18 protein-coding genes are annotated in these 18,325 nt (G+C 58.1%); 9 read left to right on the forward strand and 9 right to left on the reverse strand.

Annotated elements, in window-relative coordinates:
* Positions 1-43: 43 nt before the first annotated feature.
* The 8 genes from EKM04_RS20740 to EKM04_RS20775 all read right to left on the reverse strand — a co-directional run bounded on the left by EKM04_RS20740 (position 44) and on the right by EKM04_RS20775 (position 6,173).
* Positions 44-343 (reverse strand): Dabb family protein, encoded by a 300-nt coding sequence (locus EKM04_RS20740; protein ID WP_174155261.1) that lies wholly within the window; start codon positions 341-343, stop codon positions 44-46.
* A 72-nt stretch (positions 344-415) separates the two neighbouring features.
* Complete coding sequence (locus EKM04_RS20745; RefSeq protein ID WP_183893181.1) at positions 416-571, reverse strand: hypothetical protein; 156 nt, start codon at positions 569-571, stop codon at positions 416-418.
* A 28-nt stretch (positions 572-599) separates the two neighbouring features.
* Entirely contained in the window at positions 600-1,658 is a 1,059-nt protein-coding gene (locus EKM04_RS20750) for a maleylacetate reductase (RefSeq protein ID WP_183893183.1), read from the reverse strand.
* A gap of 2 nt (positions 1,659-1,660) precedes the next feature.
* Positions 1,661-2,575, reverse strand: a complete 915-nt coding sequence (locus EKM04_RS20755; protein ID WP_183893185.1) for an intradiol ring-cleavage dioxygenase — start codon at positions 2,573-2,575, stop codon at positions 1,661-1,663.
* Positions 2,576-2,667: 92 nt separating this feature from the next.
* Entirely contained in the window at positions 2,668-3,651 is a 984-nt protein-coding gene (locus tag EKM04_RS20760) for a zinc-dependent alcohol dehydrogenase (RefSeq protein WP_174155253.1), read from the reverse strand.
* 13 nt (positions 3,652-3,664) lie between these two features.
* Positions 3,665-4,678: a Gfo/Idh/MocA family protein gene (locus EKM04_RS20765; protein WP_183893187.1), complete on the reverse strand. Its 1,014-nt coding sequence runs from the start codon at positions 4,676-4,678 to the stop codon at positions 3,665-3,667.
* Positions 4,675-4,959, reverse strand: a complete 285-nt coding sequence (locus EKM04_RS20770; RefSeq protein WP_183893189.1) for a YciI family protein — start codon at positions 4,957-4,959, stop codon at positions 4,675-4,677. Before EKM04_RS20770 ends, EKM04_RS20765 begins: the two co-directional genes overlap by 4 nt.
* Positions 4,960-5,099: 140 nt before the next feature.
* Positions 5,100-6,173, reverse strand: a complete 1,074-nt coding sequence (locus EKM04_RS20775; protein WP_183893191.1) for a 2,3-butanediol dehydrogenase — start codon at positions 6,171-6,173, stop codon at positions 5,100-5,102.
* 541 nt (positions 6,174-6,714) lie between these two features.
* Here EKM04_RS20775 and EKM04_RS20780 point away from each other — a divergent pair.
* The 9 genes from EKM04_RS20780 to EKM04_RS20820 all read left to right on the forward strand — a co-directional run bounded on the left by EKM04_RS20780 (position 6,715) and on the right by EKM04_RS20820 (position 16,994).
* A complete protein-coding gene (locus tag EKM04_RS20780; RefSeq protein WP_183893193.1) occupies positions 6,715-7,617 on the forward strand; it encodes an NAD(P)-dependent oxidoreductase in 903 nt (300 codons plus the stop codon).
* A gap of 73 nt (positions 7,618-7,690) precedes the next feature.
* Entirely contained in the window at positions 7,691-9,412 is a 1,722-nt protein-coding gene (locus EKM04_RS20785; protein WP_183893195.1) for an extracellular solute-binding protein, read from the forward strand.
* 253 nt (positions 9,413-9,665) lie between these two features.
* Complete coding sequence (locus tag EKM04_RS20790) at positions 9,666-11,309, forward strand: ABC transporter substrate-binding protein (protein ID WP_183893197.1); 1,644 nt, start codon at positions 9,666-9,668, stop codon at positions 11,307-11,309.
* A gap of 80 nt (positions 11,310-11,389) precedes the next feature.
* The gene (locus tag EKM04_RS20795; RefSeq protein WP_183893199.1) at positions 11,390-12,343 is read left to right on the forward strand and encodes an ABC transporter permease; all 954 of its coding nucleotides are present in this window, start codon (positions 11,390-11,392) and stop codon (positions 12,341-12,343) included.
* 3 nt (positions 12,344-12,346) lie between these two features.
* The gene (locus EKM04_RS20800) at positions 12,347-13,255 is read left to right on the forward strand and encodes an ABC transporter permease (protein WP_183893201.1); all 909 of its coding nucleotides are present in this window, start codon (positions 12,347-12,349) and stop codon (positions 13,253-13,255) included.
* Positions 13,252-14,331: an ABC transporter ATP-binding protein gene (locus tag EKM04_RS20805; protein WP_183893203.1), complete on the forward strand. Its 1,080-nt coding sequence runs from the start codon at positions 13,252-13,254 to the stop codon at positions 14,329-14,331. The genes EKM04_RS20800 and EKM04_RS20805 overlap by 4 nt, the downstream gene beginning before the upstream one ends.
* Before the next feature lie 2 nt (positions 14,332-14,333).
* Entirely contained in the window at positions 14,334-15,305 is a 972-nt protein-coding gene (locus EKM04_RS20810; RefSeq protein ID WP_210290001.1) for an ABC transporter ATP-binding protein, read from the forward strand.
* A 26-nt stretch (positions 15,306-15,331) separates the two neighbouring features.
* Positions 15,332-16,045: an aspartate/glutamate racemase family protein gene (locus EKM04_RS20815; RefSeq protein WP_234910833.1), complete on the forward strand. Its 714-nt coding sequence runs from the start codon at positions 15,332-15,334 to the stop codon at positions 16,043-16,045.
* Between the two features lie 106 nt (positions 16,046-16,151).
* Positions 16,152-16,994 (forward strand): MurR/RpiR family transcriptional regulator, encoded by an 843-nt coding sequence (locus tag EKM04_RS20820; protein WP_183893207.1) that lies wholly within the window; start codon positions 16,152-16,154, stop codon positions 16,992-16,994.
* A gap of 425 nt (positions 16,995-17,419) precedes the next feature.
* On the opposite strand, the gene EKM04_RS20825 is transcribed toward EKM04_RS20820, so the two are convergent.
* On the reverse strand, positions 17,420-18,325 hold the full coding sequence (locus EKM04_RS20825; RefSeq protein WP_183893209.1) for an alpha/beta fold hydrolase: 906 nt from the start codon (positions 18,323-18,325) through the stop codon (positions 17,420-17,422).

An 18,325-nucleotide genomic window follows, 5' to 3' on the forward strand; every position in this document is an offset into this window, starting at 1 on the left:
GCGACACTGACGCTAGAGCGTTTCCTTGTTAAATTAAAACGCTCTAGCAGACGTAGTCCACCTGATGGCGGGCAATGCGAATACCTTCAAGATCAGCGCGCACCTTGGCGTGGGCAGGATGCTCCGCGTAGCACCGGAGCGCCGCCTCATCTTCGAATTCCGAGTAGAGAACCACGTCGCAAGCGTATGGTATGCGGCTGATGTCCAGCCCCACTTCAATGGTTTTCAAGCCCGGTATCTGTCCGATCAGGCTTTCGAACTTGGTTTTGATCATGATGGCGGCATGACGCTTCTGCTCTGGCGTATCCCCGCTGACGTTCCACATGACGATATGCTTGATCATGGCTTACCTCCTCAAGTCTCTATGGTGCGATCGCGCGGAGACGGCGTTGCCGCAAACGCGGTATTCAGACCGCTAATGCATCCGCCGCGGTGCAAGCGCGGGTTTATGGACCTGTCTCTTGGCGGCCTCTTCCGGACCGCCCAGACCGTCGTCCACGACATGGGCCGATCCCAACTCACGCATCCAGCTCGATACGATTTGCAAACACTTGCTTAGCCACGTCTTCATCTCGTTCCCTCCCATCCTTTTGCATTCCTCATCCCGGCCGTCGGCCCTCATAGGCGTTCGCCAGCAGGCGGCGAAGTCCTTCCCCTTCAAGCTCCCGTGGGTTCCAATAGGCATTCGCCATCGCCTGTTCGACAGCAGGATCAATGCCATCGGCGGGCATGCCCATCGATTTCAGCGCCATGGACGCGCCGAGCTTCTCCGCGAGATCAAAGAGCCCCCCCGCAGCATCACTTGCACCAAGCGCGCCCGCGACACGCCTCATAGCCTCGGGAGCGGCTGGTGCGTTGTAGGCCACGGCATGCGGTAGAAGTGCCGTGTGCATAGGCGCATGGGGTAGATTGAACATCCCGCCGAGCGTATGGCAAAGCTTGTGGTGCAACGCCATGCCGACGGATCCCAGGCACAGGCCGCAGAGCCAGGCGCCGTAAAGCGCATCCGCCCTTGCATCCGGATCATCCGGCTGGCGGGCAATGATGGGAAGGGCACGGGCAAAGGCCGAAATCCCCTGCTCGGCCAGCAGTGAGATGACGGGATTGCCTTCCCGTGCATAGAGAGCTTCCACCGCGTGAGCCACGGCGTTCAGACCACTGGTCACGGACATGGCAACCGGCAGCGTCAAGGTAAGGTCGACATCGTAGACGATGACCTCAGGCAGGATGCGCGGATCAGATTTTGTAACCTTTCGGCCATGCTCGGTCTCACCAAGAATAGGCGTTGCCTCCGATCCGGCATAGGTCGTCGGCACCACGATCTGTGGCAGATCGGTGCGAAAGGCGATCGCCTTGCCAAGGCCGGTCGTGGACCCGCCACCAAACGAGAGCAGGGCATTGGCGCCGACGTGCTCAACCATACTCAGTGCATCGACAGTCACGTCCACCGGCGTGTGCATCTGCGCCTTGGGGTAAAGGCCCGCAAAGCGCTGCCCCAGAACCGTCGCTATGGCTTCAGCCTGCTCTGCCTGCTCGGGGGTCGACAGGACCAGTACCCGATCGACCGACAAGCGCTCGGCCTCCTGCGCCAGAGTTCCGATTGTGCCACGTCCGAAGACGACACGCGCGGGCTGACTACGATAGACAAAATTCTGCATGCCTAACCTTCCAGTTTCTGCTGTGGCGTCACCAGCACGAAGTCACAGGTAACGGCCTGGAATGGGTTGGAAAAACCCAGCTCCGACGCCCTTGCCGGATCGTCGACAGCGTGGAAGTCCGCGATAAGATCCTGCTTCACACCAAAGACCGCATCGGAATGCAGATAGGGGCAATCCGGCGTGAAAATATGCGTTGTGATCGGCTCGAAGCCAGCGGCACCGACAATAAAGTGGATATGAGCAGGCCGGTAGGGATGACGACCCATCTGGCCGAGCAATTTGCCAACGGGACCGTCATCGGGGATCGGGTAGTATTTCGGACGCACCGACTTGAACCAGTATCGGCCGTCAGCATCGGTCGTGAAGATGCCGCGCAGGTTCATCTCGGGTTGAACGCCCTTCTGCTGAACATCATAGAACCCGTCTTCATTGGCCTGCCATACGTCAAGCATGGCACCAGCGATGGGCTGGCCCTGTGTATCGGTGACGCGCCCCGTCACAACAAGCGGTTCGCCCTTGCCGTCGAGGCAGATGTTGGCGCCACTCTCGTAGCGCGGGGCATCAGCGACGTGGAAGGGACCGAGGACCGTTGTTTCTGTCGCACCCGATGGTTTTCGGTTGTTGATGGCGTCAACGAGCATCGAGACGCCCAATATATCCGATAGCAGGATGTATTCCTGTCGCCAGTCGTTGCATATCTGGCCGGTCTCGGTCAGGAACGTGATCGCCTTGCCCCATTCCTCCTGTGTCGGCTCCACTTCCTTCACGAACGCATGCAGATGCCGGATGGCGGAATCCATGATCTCCCGCAGACGCGGATCGGAGTCGCTAGCGATCCTTGCGATGACGACCTCAGCGGAATCATCCTCGGAGAAGTAGCCGCTTTCGGCCTCGTGGTTGCGCGGATCAGTCGTCATGTTGTCACCCTTTCCTGATGTCCGTTACGGAACCATGTGATTGGCGCAAAGGCGGTGTGAGCCTCGGTGAAGGATTTGGTGGCGCCATGATCTCAAACATTCAACAGAGTAATCTTGATGCTCTTGGTCGCGTCTTTTCCAAAGCCGAAAGCCTGGACGGCATCCGTCAGCGCATAGTCGTGCGTCTGGATCGGCGACAGGTCGATGCCGGTACGCTCAAGGAACCGAATGGCTGCGGGCCACACGCCTGGTGACCCGATGCAACCCCGGACCGTCAGGTTCTTCATCTGGATCTGCCCGATGACCACGGGAACGCTGCGCCCGATATTGATGCCAACCATCGACATACGGCCGTCTTCACGCGCGTAGTCAAACGCCGCAGCCAGCGAAGCGTCATGGCCAGAGGCTTCGACAACCAGATCCGCGCCATGGCCGCCGGTCATTTCGCGAATGCGATCGGCCGCACCGCCATCGCTCGGGTCGAGTGCCGCATCTGCGCCAAGCTTGAGCGCCACCTCCCGACGGGATGCCAAGGGGTCAACGACAATCACGCGAGCACCCATTCCGATGGCAGCTGCCGCCGAAACGAGCCCAATCGTGCCGCCGCCGGAAACGACCACCGTCTCGCTTGCATTGGTGCCGCCGGAACGCAGAACGGCATAGAAACCGCAAGTGAAAGGCTCGATCAGAGCCGCCTTCTTGTCATCGACGGCGTCGGGCAGCTTGTGCAGCCATTCCGGATTGACGTTGAAGAATTCCCGATCGGCACCGTTCATGGAAAAGCCGAAATGGTGGAGACGCTCGGGGGTGCGCACCACGCATTCGCCCACCACCCTGTCGCCGATCTTGAAACCAGTCACATTGCGGCCGACCTCAACGATTTCACCACTCCACTCGTGACCTGGTGTCACGGGATAGGAGATCGGTATGATGTACCGGCCGGCGAGCAGCTCATAGTCGGAGTGGCAAATGCCGACCGCACGGGTCCGTACCAGAACCTCGTTGGGAGACATCTGCGGCATGTCCAGATCCGCGATTACGGGCTTGTCCGGTGCTTCGAATACCAAGGCTTTCATAGCAACCTTCCTGTCACAGTGTTTCGACCAAGCCCGTGCGGGCAGATCGGATAATGGCTTCCAGCAAGGCGATGTTGTTGATCATGTCCTCGCCGCTGATCGGGTAGGCGTCCAGGCCGCGCACCGCACGGGCAAAGGCACGCAGGTTGTCTCGAACCGGTTCGGCAGGAGCCACCTCACGAATGGTGATCTGCTGCCCCTTCCATCCCTCTGTGACGATCCAGCCATCCGGCGATTCGACATGCGCCTTGTCCCGCACTTCGATCCATCCAAGCGTGCCGAAGATCGCAAAGCGGGAAATGAAGGGCGTCGCAAGCGTTGCCGATACATAGGCAGATCCACCGCCCTTGAAGCGGACATGCGCGCTCATCGTGTCCCCTTGCGGAATCTGGGAGGCCAGGTTTTCACAGATGACCCGCACATCTGAAGGCGGTCCCATCAGCTTTACCGACAGATCCGTCAGATGGATGCCGGTGGCCGTCATACCGCCTGCCGGTGCCTGTTCTGCATCCAGCCGCCAATTGGAAGGGTCCAGCGTCAGAAACTTGTCGTGGCTGAAATTCGCCTCGATCTGCAACAGGCGACCGAGACGTCCGGACGTTGCCGCCTCGAGAATGTCGGCAATCGGTGGTTCGAACCGACGCTCATGACCCATGCCAAGGACGAGGCCCGCGTTCTGGCAGAGCGCAACAGAGGCTTCGGCCTCCCTTCGGGTCATGGCCAGAGGCTTTTCACAAAAGACATGTTTTCCGGCGGCGACAGCTTGCGCAATCTGCCCCTGATGCAGCGCGTGCGGCGTCGCCAGGATCACGGCTTCGACGTGTGGATCTGCAAGCGCCGCAGAAAGGTCCGAGGAAAACCGCATGCCAAGATCGGCGGCAAAACCCTGCACGTCCATATTGGGGTCAACACCATGGACGAAACGCATCTCTGCCCCACCGGCGTTGACGAGGGACGCCATCTTCTTGCCCCACCAGCCAAGGCCCACAATCGCAGCACCGACAGGACGTTTTTCTGCCGCGCTCATCGATTGTCGACCCGCTTGCTGAACGGATGAATATTCACAGAAGCCCAGACACCGGCAACACTGAAAGGATCGGCCTTGTTGAAAGCGACGACCTCTTCCTTGGTTTCAGCTTCGAACAGGAAGAGCGAGCCGATCATCGTCTCGTCATCGTCCGCAAGAAGCGGACCTGAGATGATGGTCTTCGTCTTGCCAGCGGCAAGGTAGGCTTTGTGGGCATCATAATGGGAAAGCCGTTTCTCGACGCCGCCAGGGTGATCAAGGCAATGAACGATGTAATGCATGACGAAACCTCTTTGATTCAGGCGTTTCAGGTCTTGCAAGCAGCCTGGTCAGCCAGGTGCCGCATTTTGGTGATCAGTGCCAAACGTGCCGCCGCGTTACACTCTTGTCGTCAGCAGTCTGAGACAGGGCTCGTCGGGGTTCACCCCTTCATGTTGACGAGGATCTTCATGTGAGAGGCGTTCGGATCGAGCAGCGCCTCGAACCCCTTGTCGACTACATCCTCCGGAGAAATCTGCGCGGTGACAATCTGCTCGACCGGGAAAATGCCCGCGCCGATCATCTGCGCAATCCGTGGCCAGATCGTCACCGGATAGCACCATGTCGCCTCGACCGTGATGTCCTTCAGTGCCCACAGCATGGCGTCGATAGCAGCGGGTTTTACGTGCAGTCCGACCTGGACGACGGTTCCCTGACGTCTGACGGCTGCGGCACAAAGATTAAGCGAGGCTTCCGCACCGACGCATTCGAGCGCGACGTCGACACCCACCCCATCTTCCGTATGCTGACGGAACAGGGCTGTCGTATCTGTCTCGCGTGGATCGAAGACGATTGCCTCCGGCACAAGTTTCTTCGCCAGCGCCCGGCGATTGGCATTGAGTTCGGAGACGAAAATGGTCGTTGCACCAGCCGCGCGGGTGGCAAGCAGAACGAGCGCACCGATCGGGCCCACACCGGACACCAGAACAGTGCTTCCCGCTTCCACCCCGCCGCGATCGACCCCGTAGAGGGCAACAGCCGCCGGTTCGATCATCGCAGCCTGAACGTCACTCACACTGTCGGGCACCGGAAAAACATTGTAGCCATTGACAACAGCCAGTTCGCCCATTCCACCCCAGTCCCAGGAGAGACCGACACAGGCCATCTTTTCGCTCAGGTGATAGAGCCCACGGCGTCCATAATAATCGTCACGTGGCGAGATGAGTGGCTGCACGGACACTCGGGTTCCCGGCGTGACATGGGTCACGTTGCGGCCAACCTCAATCACGCGCGCCGAGAACTCATGTCCGAGGATTTGCGGTAGGATCGCGCCAGAATAGACATGGGGCGTCGCTGGCGTGACAATCGGTCCGGCGATGTATTCGTGCAGATCCGTTCCGCAGATGCCGCAGACCAATGGCTCGATGAGCACCATATCATCTGAAAGCGGCCCAGAGGGCGCTGGCACATCTTCGACCCGAATATCTTTGCGCGTATAATAACGAACTGCTTTCACCTGCTTGTCCTTCCCATACAACCGGCTCAACCTCGCGAACCATGAATATCGTCATCAAACCACCGAGCGTTCAGATGCCCTCTGTTGGCTATCGCGCAGGGAGAACCGCACAAGGGCTTTCCATGAGGCGGCGCGACCATTCGTCCAGCCAGCGCTCACGCTTGAAAAACAGAAAATTCCGATAACGTTGCTGCATCACGAATCCTCCTCCGACCCTCGATCTGACCTCAGGCAACAGAAATCGCTTGCAAAGTGCCGTAAAGCACGCCTGCAACATCCTCTTGTTTCTGTCAGCTTTTCCTCCCACGGAACGCTGAACGATCCGATGGCAACGCTAATGGATTACCCAACGCCTCACAGCCGAAGATTTATCCGAAACGGATATTTTGTGCCGAGCTTTCGATCGGCAGTTCGCCATAGTGATGGGCGGGAGAGCATGACGCGGCGCGCCGGACGTGCAGCTTCAACATGAGCGCTCCGTGAACGAGAGCCGGTTCGCTGGCTCGCCATGAGTGAGTGACGACACGGACGGGAGGGTACCATGAACGAAAAGGTTTCGGTCGGATGGGCTGGCATCGGCAAAATGGGGGCGCCCATGAGCCGCCGCGTGCTGGATGCGGGTTATCGGCTTCACGTCTACGAGCCACTGCCGGAAAACCGGGCGACAATCGTCGCCGAGGGTGCAGACGTCGCCCACACGCTGGAAGACCTCGCCGCTGTATCTGATGTGGTTATCCTCACCATTCCCAACGATGCCGTATTGCGTGATCTCATTTTTGGGGCCGGAGGGCTCGCCGGCGTGATGAAAGCTGGCCAGACATTGATCGAGATGAGCACTGTCTCACCCGCGATCTCTGCCGAGGTGAACGAAGCCATGGCTGCACTTGGTGTGGCTTACCTGCGGGCACCGGTCTCAGGCAGCACGGCGACGGCGTCCGCTGGTACGCTTTCCGTCATGGCGTCAGGACCGGAACAGGCATACAAAAATGCCGAACCGATCTTCGAGTGCTTTTCCGCCCGCCGCTTCTACGTCGGCCAGGCGGAAGAGGCACGCTATCTGAAACTTGTTCTCAACGCGATGGTGGGTGCCACGTCAGCGCTTCTCGGGGAGGCCCTGACACTTGGTCTCAAGGGCAATCTATCGCTCGATACGATGCTCAATGTCATTTGCGAGAGCGCGGTTGCCTCGCCCCTGATCGCCTACAAGCGGGATTTGCTGGTCCAGCGCAACTTCGACCCTGCCTTCTCTGTGGCGCAGATGATGAAAGACTTCGATCTCATCCTCGACGCTGCGCGCGCAGATCATATTCCGATGTACATGGCGTCGATGATCCGTCAGCAATACGAAGCCGCATATGCAGAAGGATTGGCGGAGAAGGACTTCTTCGTGCTTTTCGAGCAATCCGAACGCCTTGCCGGGATTGTGCCGCCAGTTGCCGAATAGCCCCAACAAACCAGCATGGGACATGGACCGCGCCTAGCCAAAGGGCGCGCCAGCCGCTAGGAACATCGTCACAATGCGCGACGGACGGGAGGCCGACGTGAACGACTATGAAATGCTCCGGGTAATCGAATTTCTGGAAAAGACCCGGCGCCCCTTTCACGAGGTGATTGCCGGCTTCGACGAGGATCCCGTCTGGAAAATCGCGATCTTCCTGATCAAGGCCCACATTCACAGCCAAAGTGTGGCGATCTCTACGCTCGGACAGGAATCCGGCTTGCCCTATGCTACCTCGATGAGGCTGATCAATCGCATGGTCGACAGCGGCTACATCATCAAGGTACCGAAAGGCTCATCCGGCAAAACCTTCTCGCTACAACCAAGCGAAAAGCTGCTGCAGTCCTTCCAGGCCTATGCCGGCAAGACAAAGTCCCTGCTGGCGCAGACGCTCGGCTTGCGCAGTGGCGAGCAGGAGGACGACTACTACTTCGGCGGCACCCCTCTCGGCTCGCACATCATTCCGCCCATGCGACTGGTGCAGAAGCGGGTGGAATCCCACATCGAGTTGCGCTTCCTTCTCAATGACGACAACTACTTTTCCGCAATGCGCAACATGTGGGCCGACTTCCGCAACAATCTCGCCTCGCGGAAGAACTTCGAGCTTCTGCCCCTGCCTGACCTCTATCGCCGTGTTCTGGAAAATCGCTCCAAACCGGTCTCGGATTACGACGTGCTCGCAATCAACATGCCTTGGCTCGGCGAGTTCGCAGAAAAGGATATCGTCCGGCCGATCGACGCACTGATCCAGAAAACCGGGATCAATCCACTCGATTTCCATCCCTCCATCTGGTCGACCGCGCACTGGAACGGCCGGGACTACGGCGTTCCCGGCTATTGCACGGTCGAGATTCTGGCGGCTCGAAAGGACTTGTTCGCCGATGCCGGGCTGGATTTCCCCCGCAAATTCGAGGATGTCCTCTCCGCCGGACGCTCCTTCCATGCGCCGCAGAACGGCATGTACGGGGCGGTTTGGGACGGCGCGCGGGGCATGCCGATTGCCTCAAGCTTCCTGTTCTTTCTCGGCGCCTGCGGCCAGCCAGCAATTTCATTGAGACGATCACGGGCCGGTTTTACGTTCGAAGGTGTCAATCTTGAGGAATTGCACTGCACCGTCGTGTCAGATGCGGGCCTTGCTGCACTAGATTTCATGCGCCGGCTGATGGAAATCTCGCCGCCGGACATTCTCAACATGGCTTGGGACAGAACGCTCGACGTCTTCATGAAGGGAAAGGCCAGTCTGGGCTATTTCTGGACCATGCGGGCTGCGCGGTTCGAATACGACGTCCAGTCCGTGGTCAAGCGGCGGGTCGAATACCTTCCGCAACCCGCAGGACCCGGTGGAACACGCGCCTCGCCGATCGGCGGCTTCCTGTTTTGCATTCCCTCAAACCTGCCGGAAGAACGGGTCGAACTTGCCGCAGACGCGATCGCATGGATGGCCTCGCGTGAGGCAATGAAAGCCCATGTGAAAAACGGTTTTCCAATTGCCCCTCGCTTTTCTGTGAGTGCGGACCCAGAAGCGGCGGCCAGTTCGCCAATCGTGCGTTTCGTGGACCAATTGGCCAAGAAAAACCTGCTACACACCTGGCAGCGCCCCAACATTCCGCAATACGCCGCAATCGAACGGATCCTGGGCGAAGAGGTGCACGACGCCTTGTCGGGCATCAAAACAGACAAGGCAGCGCTCGCGGACGTGGCAGACCGGATAAACCGAGAACTCAGGTCTCCTACCCATTAGGAGCCCCGTACCTCAGAGGCACGGCGCCACCAAGCTTACGGTCGCTGCAACCAGTTTATGCATCTGCATCTGAGTTGCGCGCAACGTTTAAGCTGTAAACCTTCCTTCTGTATTTTAGCAAAACGCCATAACGATGATTCAAGAGCATGAAATATTTCATGAAAATCTAGTTTCATCAAAACTGGCATGAAAAATGCCTATCATATCGCGACCGGGTTCGTGTCCGGCAATAACTCTAAAAAGAGGGAACGGTATGACGCAGACTTCGAATAAGGCGACCCCAGTGGGTAGCCTTCGGAAATCCATTTTCGCCGGAGTGGCTTTGCTTGCCCTGATTGCGTTTGGCAATAATACGGCCCTTGCTGCAGGTACGCTTCGGATTGGTATGACGGCATCCGACATCCCGTTGACCACGGGCCAGGCCGACCAGGGCGGCGAAGGCCAACGCTTCATGGGATACACGATCTACGATTCGCTGATTGAATGGGATTTGTCGAGCGCCGACAAACCTTCAGTCCTCACGCCGGGGCTTGCTACCTCGTGGGAAATCGATGCTTCAGACAAGCTAAAATGGGTTTTCAAGCTACGCGATGGCGTCAAATTTCATGATGGCAGCGCATTCACCGCCGATTCCGTCGTTTGGAACCTTGATAAGCTGCTCAAAACCGATGCGCCACAGTTCGATCCACGCCAGTCAGCACAGGGAAAATCGCGTATTCCAGCCGTCGCAAGCTACAAGGTCTTGGACCCGCTGACGCTTGAAATTACCACCAAGACCCCGGATGCGACGCTGCCCTACCAGCTGAGCTGGATCACATTGTCGTCGCCCGCCAATTGGGAAGCGCAGGGCAAGAGCTGGGATGCCGTAGCGCAGAAACCATCGGGCACCGGTCCGTGGAAAATGGAAAATGGCTTTACGCCGCGCGAGCGTGCTGAACTCACGCCAAACAAGGAATACTGGGACAAGGCCCGCGTGCCGAAGTTGGACAAGCTTGTGCTCATTCCTCTTCCTGAACCGAATACCCGCGTTGCGGCACTTCGCTCTGGCGAAGTTGACTGGATCGAAGCGCCGCCACCGGATTCAGTGGCCTCGCTGAAGGATGCGGATTTCCAGCTTGTCACCAATGCCTATCCGCACAACTGGACATGGCACTTCTCACGTGTCGAAGGTTCACCATGGAATGACGTTCGCGTCCGTAAGGCCGCTAACCTCGCCGTTGATCGAGAAGGCCTGAAGGAACTGCTCGGCGGATTGATGATCCCTGCCGAAGGTTATCTGCCACCCGGTCATCAGTGGTTTGGCAACCCGACCTTCAAGCTCACCTATGATGTCGAAGCCGCCAAAAAGCTGATGGAGGAGGCCGGATATGGGCCTGACAAGCCGATAAAGACCAAGGTGATCATCTCGTCATCGGGCTCTGGCCAGATGCTGCCTTTGCAGATGAATGAATACATCCAGCAAACGCTCGCCGAGATCGGGATCCTGGTTGAGTATGAAGTGGCGGACTGGAACACCGTCATCAACATCTGGCGTGCCGGTGCCAAGGATGCCAGCTCCAAGGGCGCCACCGCCGTCAATTACAGCTACTTTATCCAGGACCCGTTCACCGCGCTCATCCGCCAGTCCCAATGCAACCTGGTGCCTCCAGCCGGAACCAACTGGGGCTTTTATTGTGATCCGGAAATGGACAAGCTGTTCGATCAGGTTCGTAACAGCTTCGTGCAGGCCGATCAGGACAAGGTGCTCCAGAAGATCCACGAGAAATACGTTGATGAGGCACTGTTCCTGATGGTCACACATGACGTCAACCCGCGGGCGATGTCCAAGAAGGTCAAGGGTTTTGTGCAGGCGCAGAACTGGTTCCAGGACTTCTCGCCAGTTTCTATTGAAGAATAACGCCGGGACTGGTGACAGAAGGATGCGCCGGTTTCCGGCGCATCCGGCAGTGTTCCCCCATTTTTTCCGTGAGGACCACCATGCTGGCCTATACTTTGAAGCGCCTTATCCATCTGATCCCCGTTGCGATCGGCGTCAGTATCGTCTGCTTCCTGCTCATTCACATAGCGCCCGGCGATCCGCTTGCCGCCATCTTGCCTTCTGATGCCTCCGCTGAACAACAGCAACAGGTTCGAGCCTTTTATGGTTTCGATAGACCGCTTGTCGTGCAATATGGGATGTGGGCAGGGAGGGCGCTACAGGGCGACCTCGGCCAGTCGATTGCCACTGGACGCCCAGTCCTTGGCGAAATCGCCGATGCAGTGGTCAATTCGCTCATTCTCGCCTGCGCCGCCACACTCATCGGCTTCACGCTGGGCGCCAGCCTGGGCTTTCTGGCAGGCGTCTATCGCGGGACGTGGATCGACAAGATCGCCTCAGGCATCTCGATGATCGGCGTCAGCATTCCACATTATTGGCTTGGCATGGTGTTGGTAATTGCGTTTTCGGTCACGCTCGGCTGGCTGCCGGCCATGGGTGGTGGACCCGGCGGGTCGGATGGTCGAGCGTTCGACTGGAGCTATATCCGCTATCTCATCCTGCCCGCAATTACCATGTCGGTCATTCCGATGGGGATCATTGCCAGAACCATCCGGTCATTGGTAGCAGATATACTGGCGCAGGATTTCACGCAGGCTCTGGCTGCGAAGGGTCTGATGACGTCACAAATCCTGCGCCACGTCATCCGCAACGCAGCCCCTACCGCGATCTCGGTCATGGGCCTGCAGCTTGGCTATTTGCTTGGCGGGTCGATCCTCATAGAAACGGTTTTCTCCTGGCCCGGAACAGGTTTCCTGCTCAACGGGGCCATCTTTACCCGCGACCTGCCGGTCTTGCAGGGCACCATCCTCGTGCTGGCGATGTTCTTCGTGCTTGTCAACCTCATCGTCGACGTTGCGCAAAGTGCCATCGACCCACGCATTCAGAGGAGCTGAGCCATGTCATCCGCGTCCTCGTTCACGCCAGCAGCATCTGCCAACCTTGCAGCGCCCGTGGCCATCGTTCGCTCACCGGGCTTCTGGAGCGGCGTTGTCCATCGCCTCTGTCGTGATCCCGTTGCACTCGTGGCGCTCGGGTTGATCTTCGTTTTGATCCTGATCGCCATTTTCGCTCCCTATCTGGCGCCCTATGATCCCGCCAAAGCCAGCGTTATCCGCCGCCTGAAACCGATTGGTACGCCGGGCTTTATCCTGGGAACGGACGAACTGGGCCGCGATATCCTTTCGCGGCTGATCTACGGCGCTCGCCTCTCGCTGATTATGGGTGTCATCCCCGTGCCAGTCGCATTCGTTATCGGCTCGGCCATTGGCATCATTGCCGGTTACGCAGGCGGCATCGTCAACACGCTGATCATGCGCACAATCGATGTGTTCTATGCTTTTCCATCAGTGCTTCTGGCGGTGGCGCTATCGGGCGCCCTTGGTTCTGGACTGACCAATGCTCTCGTCTCGCTGACGGTGGTGTTCATCCCGCAGATAGCGCGCGTTGCCGAAAGCGTGACCACACAGGTCCGTCGTCTCGATTATGTCGATGCGGCGCGGGCTTCCGGTGCAGGCCCGGCGACGATCATCACGGTGCATATTCTCGGAAACGTGCTGGGACCGATCTTCGTCTTCGCCACGAGCCTGATTTCAGTGTCGATGATCCTCGCTTCTGGCCTGTCCTTCCTAGGGTTGGGCGTCAGGCCGCCCGAAGCGGAATGGGGACTGATGCTCAACACGCTCCGCACGGCGATCTACACCAACCCTTACGTCGCCGCTCTGCCGGGTGTCATGATCTTCTTCACGTCGATCTGTTTCAACCTTTTCTCTGACGGCCTGCGCAAGGCAATGGATGTGAAATCATGAGCAAGATCGTCGTATCTCCGCCCATGGTGGATTTTCCGACCGGCGAACGCGGAGGCCCGTTACAGCCGCTGATCTCGGTGCGAGGCCTGCAAAGGCACTTTCCGGTCAAAGGGAGCGGCCTCTTCTCTCCCAAGAAGAAGGTGCGTGCCGTCGATGGCATCGATTTCGATATATTGAAGGGCGAAACGCTCGGCGTCGTCGGGGAAAGCGGTTGCGGCAAATCCACAACGGCACGCGTTCTGATGCAGTTGATTCGGCAAGACCAAGGCGAGATCCTGTTCGATGGAGAAACAGTCGGTGGCACGCTGGCACTCAGCGAATACCGCAGGCAGGTCCAGATGGTCTTTCAGGACAGCTACGCCTCGCTCAATCCGCGTCTGACGATCGAGGACTCGATCAGCTTCGGGCCGCGTGTGCACGGCGTTTCAGCACGGGTCGCCATGGCACGCGCCCACGATCTGCTGCACCGGGTAGGGCTGGAGCCGGGCCGGTTTGCCGGACGCTATCCGCACGAGTTGTCCGGCGGCCAACGCCAGCGTGTCAACATCGCCCGTGCGCTGGCACTCGAACCGCGCCTCGTCATTCTCGATGAAGCCGTATCGGCACTCGACAAATCCGTCGAGGCGCAAGTGCTCAATCTGCTTCTCGATCTTAAACGGGATTTCGGCCTAACCTACCTGTTCATCTCGCATGATCTCAACGTCGTGCGCTTCATGTGCGACCGGGTGATGGTGATGTATCTGGGCAAGGTGGTCGAGATCGGCAGCCGTGATGCGATCTTCGAGCATGCGGGACATCCCTATTCTTCAGCACTGCTTGCCTCAATGCCGAAAATAGATCCTGCAGAACGCACCACGGAACCGCCGCTGTTTGGCGATCCGCCAAACCCCATCGATCCGCCGTCCGGTTGCCGTTTTCACACCCGGTGCAATTTCGCCGAGCCGGTCTGCTCGGCGACGGCGCCGCTGCTGTTCGGCGAAAGCTCTGATCACTCGACGGCCTGTCTGATGCCGGTGCCGGGTTCCGGCCACAGCCGGGCACCTGCATTGCGCACACCCGTTCAGATGGAGGCATGAGCATGTCTGAAATCGCACCGATGATCGATATCAAGGATCTCTCTGTCACCTTCAGGCGCGGCCGCAATCCGGTCAGGGCCGTCAACGGTGTGAGCCTGACTGTTCGTCCCGGCGAAGTCGTAGCCCTTCTGGGTGAATCAGGTTCCGGCAAGAGTGTGACGATGCGCTCACTGCTGCGTCTGCATCCGCCCGGAACTCTTATCGAGGGTGGTGTGCATGTGGCCGGGCGCGATGTCATGGCATTGTCGAAGCGAGACCTCGGAGATTTGCGCGGTCCGATTGTCTCGATGGTGTTCCAGGAACCGCGTCTGGCGCTAGACCCTGTCTATACACTCGGTGATCAGATTACGGAAACCATACTGCGGCACGAGAAGGTGAGCCGGATTGAAGCACAGGCAAGAGCGCTGGCTCTTTTCCAGAAAGTGAAAATACCCTCGCCCGAGCGAAGGCTCGGTAACTATCCGCACGAAATGTCTGGCGGAATGTTACAGCGTTCCATGATTGCCATGGCAATCGCCTGCAATCCGAAAGTGCTTCTCGCCGACGAGCCGACGACGGCGCTTGATGCGACGGTACAAATACAGATTCTGCTTCTGATCCGCGAGTTGCAACGCGAATATGGTCTTGCCGTGATCTTCGTCACCCATGATATTGGCGTTGCTGCCGAGGTCGCCGACCGCATCGCAGTGATGTATGCAGGGCGGATCGTCGAGGAAGGCAAGGTTGCAGATATTATCCGCCATCCACGCCACCCCTATACGCAGGGCTTGCTCGGTGCTCGCGTCGAGTTGGCAAACGGTCGAGACCGGCTGATCACCATTCCCGGCTCGCCCCCCGATCTCGCAAACCTGCCATCAGGCTGCGCCTTTGCGCCTCGCTGCGAAAGGGTCTCCGACGAATGCCGTGCGGACGTGCCCCCCCTCTTTCCGCATTCTGACGCTATGGGTCAGGTGGCTTGTATTCATCCCGGTTAGCTGTCTCCAGCATCAACCGACCAACAATGAAGAAGGAGGCGCGCTCTGATCCTCGGTGTGCGTTCAAGACAATGCCGCTGATCCGACTGATAAATCCGAATACGTCCCAGGCCACAACACGAATGATGACGTCTATCGCGCGTTCCACGCTTGATTCATTTTTCGATCTAGAGGGAGTAACCGCGACAGACGGAGTTCCGATGATCCTGGATGCCATGCAGCTTGCTGCTTCGGAACAAGGTGTTGTCGATATGGCTGTTGTCGACAAGAACAGACTGAGCGGCATTATCATCGGCGCCTTCGGTGATCCTGCCATAGATCTCGTGCGCAAGCGCGTGAATTGCCCGGTGGTCGGTCTTTGTGAAGCGAGTATGCTGGAGGCCTCCGCAGGTGCGCGTAAATTCGGCATCGCGACAGTCACGCCGCGGCTCGTGGAAAGCTTTGGCGCCAAGGCGGATAGTCTTCAGCTCGCCCATCTCTTCACCGGAACAAGGCTAACCGCAGGTGATCCCGAGAGGCTGGTAGCCTCGAAAGAACGGCTCGAGGAGGCGTTGTTTCACGCGGTTCAGGAATGTTTTGAAAAGGATGGTGCGGATGCAGTCATCATCGGCGGTGGACCGCTGGGGCAGGTAGCGTTCACCCTCGCAAATCGGTTCCGGCAACCTGTCATCGCACCCATACCCGCAGCGATAAGGCTGCTTGTCCAACGGATGAAAGATTGGACCGTGGATCAAACATAACAGTCGGATTGCTCTGGCGTTTCGCAAGCTGGACAAGCTCAGACCACGGTTTTGCATCCATGGACATGCGCATCCGATTTTCTGCGACACCCCTACGGAGTTGGACTTGTCCTTCAAAGAACGCTCATTTCTTTATCGGGTCCGGCAGGCTCTGCCGACCCTGCATCCGGCGGAGCGGCGGCTGGGAGATTTCGTGTGCGATTTTCCCGGCGAACTGGCAAGCTATTCGGCATCTGAACTGGCGATACTGGCACACGTCTCAAAGGCGACCGTCTCTCGCTTCGTGCAAAAGTTGGGTTATGAAAATTATGACGAGGCAAGACGCCATGCGCGCGCCGAAAAACAGACGGGGTCACGGCTCTTTCTGTCGGCGAAGGGCATTGCATCGGATGGTCAATCGATTGCAGCGCATGTCGCACAGAGCATAACAAATATTGAAACCACGTTTCTGTCGATATCGGACAGCCAGATCGACGCCATCGCGGAAGCCCTTTCTTCGGCTCGAAAAGTCTGGGTCGTGGGGTTCCGCAGCAGTCAACCCTTCGCGTCCTATCTGCAATGGCAATTGACGCAGGTTATAGAAAACATCGTCGCCATTCCTGGTCCGGGCCAGACGCTCGGTGAACATCTGGTCAGCATCATGCCGGACGACGTGGTGGTGTTCTTTGGTCTGCGTCGTCGGATTGCTGGCATGGATATGATCCTCGAGCAGATTGAAAAGGCAAGGCCGAGATTTCTTTATGTGACGGATGAGGGGGCTCCGCTGCTGGGCAGCGCAACCTGGCACATCTATTGCCAGACGCTCGCGCCCGGGCCGCTCTTCAACCACACCGCGGTCATGGCCTTGTGCCACCTCATCATAACCCGCTGCCTCGAAAAAGCGCACGTCACTGGCCGCTCACGTCTTCGCGCTATTGAGGCGATAAACGACAGCCTGGATGAACTTTAAACGCGTCTGTCGTATTTGGCAGGATAACTCGATAACCACCCGGTTTTTAACGGCACGCGTCCGTAGAATTCTCCAGGCGTGGCCGCAATAATCAACGGTGTTGTCTTAAGGTTTGAGCATACGGTTCGAGAGCCAGTGGGTGCGCATGAGTTGCCTGATGTTATCGGATCACTGGGCTCGTTGGATATTTGCCAGCGTTTGTGAAACATGATGAGGATAGCGTGTGCGTCATCGGCGACGTCGCGGGGTATCACGGGCCGATGCTGGCTCTTGGCATTGGTACCAGGTGCCCGAAGAGCGCAATATTTACGCGTGAATCAACACTGTGCGCTTTTTCAACGTCACAGGAGGCGGTGTCCCATGACGCAAGATATCGTTTAAGATATCGGCTAGCAGACCGGAACCACGCCGAGGGAGCCCGGCCTTCATCCCTGTTTGGACATTGGATGTCGTTGTAAGAACTGGAATACATGAGAGGCGACGCGCTCAGTCTCGATATCGGGAAAGAAATGTCCACCGGGGACCGCATGAACCTCAAGGTTGGCACAGAACGGAATCCAGACCGACGGCATGTCGTAGAGCCTGGCCATGGCACCTGATTCTCCGTACAGGACCAATGATGGTGCTGCTACCAGCCGCTCGCGATCTTGGAGGTCATTGGCAAAGTCGACTTTCACAGCGGCTCTATAGTCGTTGCAGCTTCCAGAAATCGCATCATGGTCATGCCAAGATGCACGATATGCCATCAGCTGATCATCTGCGAAATCCGTCGCTATCGCCCCGCCCCAGCCAAACAGACAGGTCTCGTAAAACAGATCCGGATTGGCCTTGATCATTTCCTCCGGAAACGGTGCTGGTTGCGCAAGGAAAAACCAATGCCAATAGCTTTGCGCAACCTCCTTTCGAAGGTCACTCAGCAACTGAACAGTCGGCACGATGTCTATCAGCGTCACGCTCGCAACCGCGCCTTCGTGATCCAGACATAGACGGTGGGCAACACGCGCGCCGCGGTCATGACCGACAACATGAAACCTGTTGTAACCGAGGCGGCTCATCAGTTCCACCTGGTCCACAGCCATGGCGCGAAAGCTGTAGTTTGACAGGTTCGCGTCGGCCACGGGCTTGGACGACTGTCCGTAGCCGCGAAGATCCGCGCACACCACCCGGTAGCCGAGCGCAACGAGTGCTGGCGCGATCTTCGCCCAGAGCGCTTTGTTTTGTGGAAACCCGTGTAGGAGTAAAACGGGATCCCCGGTACCGGCAGCAACGTAGGAAATCTCGACCCCGTTGACTGCAACTCGACCGCTTTCAAAACCTGCAAAGAGTGTCAT

It is taken from the genome of Rhizobium skierniewicense Ch11 (assembly GCF_023757665.1).
Lineage (GTDB): Bacteria > Pseudomonadota > Alphaproteobacteria > Rhizobiales > Rhizobiaceae > Agrobacterium > Agrobacterium skierniewicense.

Excerpts from the sequence above, each read along its gene's own strand:
- EKM04_RS20740 (WP_174155261.1), bottom strand. The coding sequence starts at position 343 with ATGATCAAGCATATCGTCATGTGGAACGTCAGCGGGGATACGCCAGAG.
- EKM04_RS20745 (WP_183893181.1), bottom strand. The coding sequence starts at position 571 with ATGAAGACGTGGCTAAGCAAGTGTTTGCAAATCGTATCGAGCTGGATG.
- EKM04_RS20750 (WP_183893183.1), bottom strand. The coding sequence starts at position 1,658 with ATGCAGAATTTTGTCTATCGTAGTCAGCCCGCGCGTGTCGTCTTCGGA.
- EKM04_RS20755 (WP_183893185.1), bottom strand. The coding sequence starts at position 2,575 with ATGACGACTGATCCGCGCAACCACGAGGCCGAAAGCGGCTACTTCTCC.
- EKM04_RS20760 (WP_174155253.1), bottom strand. The coding sequence starts at position 3,651 with ATGAAAGCCTTGGTATTCGAAGCACCGGACAAGCCCGTAATCGCGGAT.
- EKM04_RS20765 (WP_183893187.1), bottom strand. The coding sequence starts at position 4,678 with ATGAGCGCGGCAGAAAAACGTCCTGTCGGTGCTGCGATTGTGGGCCTT.
- EKM04_RS20770 (WP_183893189.1), bottom strand. The coding sequence starts at position 4,959 with ATGCATTACATCGTTCATTGCCTTGATCACCCTGGCGGCGTCGAGAAA.
- EKM04_RS20780 (WP_183893193.1), top strand. The coding sequence starts at position 6,715 with ATGAACGAAAAGGTTTCGGTCGGATGGGCTGGCATCGGCAAAATGGGG.
- EKM04_RS20785 (WP_183893195.1), top strand. The coding sequence starts at position 7,691 with ATGCGCGACGGACGGGAGGCCGACGTGAACGACTATGAAATGCTCCGG.
- EKM04_RS20790 (WP_183893197.1), top strand. The coding sequence starts at position 9,666 with ATGACGCAGACTTCGAATAAGGCGACCCCAGTGGGTAGCCTTCGGAAA.
- EKM04_RS20795 (WP_183893199.1), top strand. The coding sequence starts at position 11,390 with ATGCTGGCCTATACTTTGAAGCGCCTTATCCATCTGATCCCCGTTGCG.
- EKM04_RS20800 (WP_183893201.1), top strand. The coding sequence starts at position 12,347 with ATGTCATCCGCGTCCTCGTTCACGCCAGCAGCATCTGCCAACCTTGCA.
- EKM04_RS20805 (WP_183893203.1), top strand. The coding sequence starts at position 13,252 with ATGAGCAAGATCGTCGTATCTCCGCCCATGGTGGATTTTCCGACCGGC.
- EKM04_RS20810 (WP_210290001.1), top strand. The coding sequence starts at position 14,334 with ATGTCTGAAATCGCACCGATGATCGATATCAAGGATCTCTCTGTCACC.
- EKM04_RS20815 (WP_234910833.1), top strand. The coding sequence starts at position 15,332 with ATGAAGAAGGAGGCGCGCTCTGATCCTCGGTGTGCGTTCAAGACAATG.
- EKM04_RS20825 (WP_183893209.1), bottom strand. The coding sequence starts at position 18,325 with ATGACACTCTTTGCAGGTTTTGAAAGCGGTCGAGTTGCAGTCAACGGG.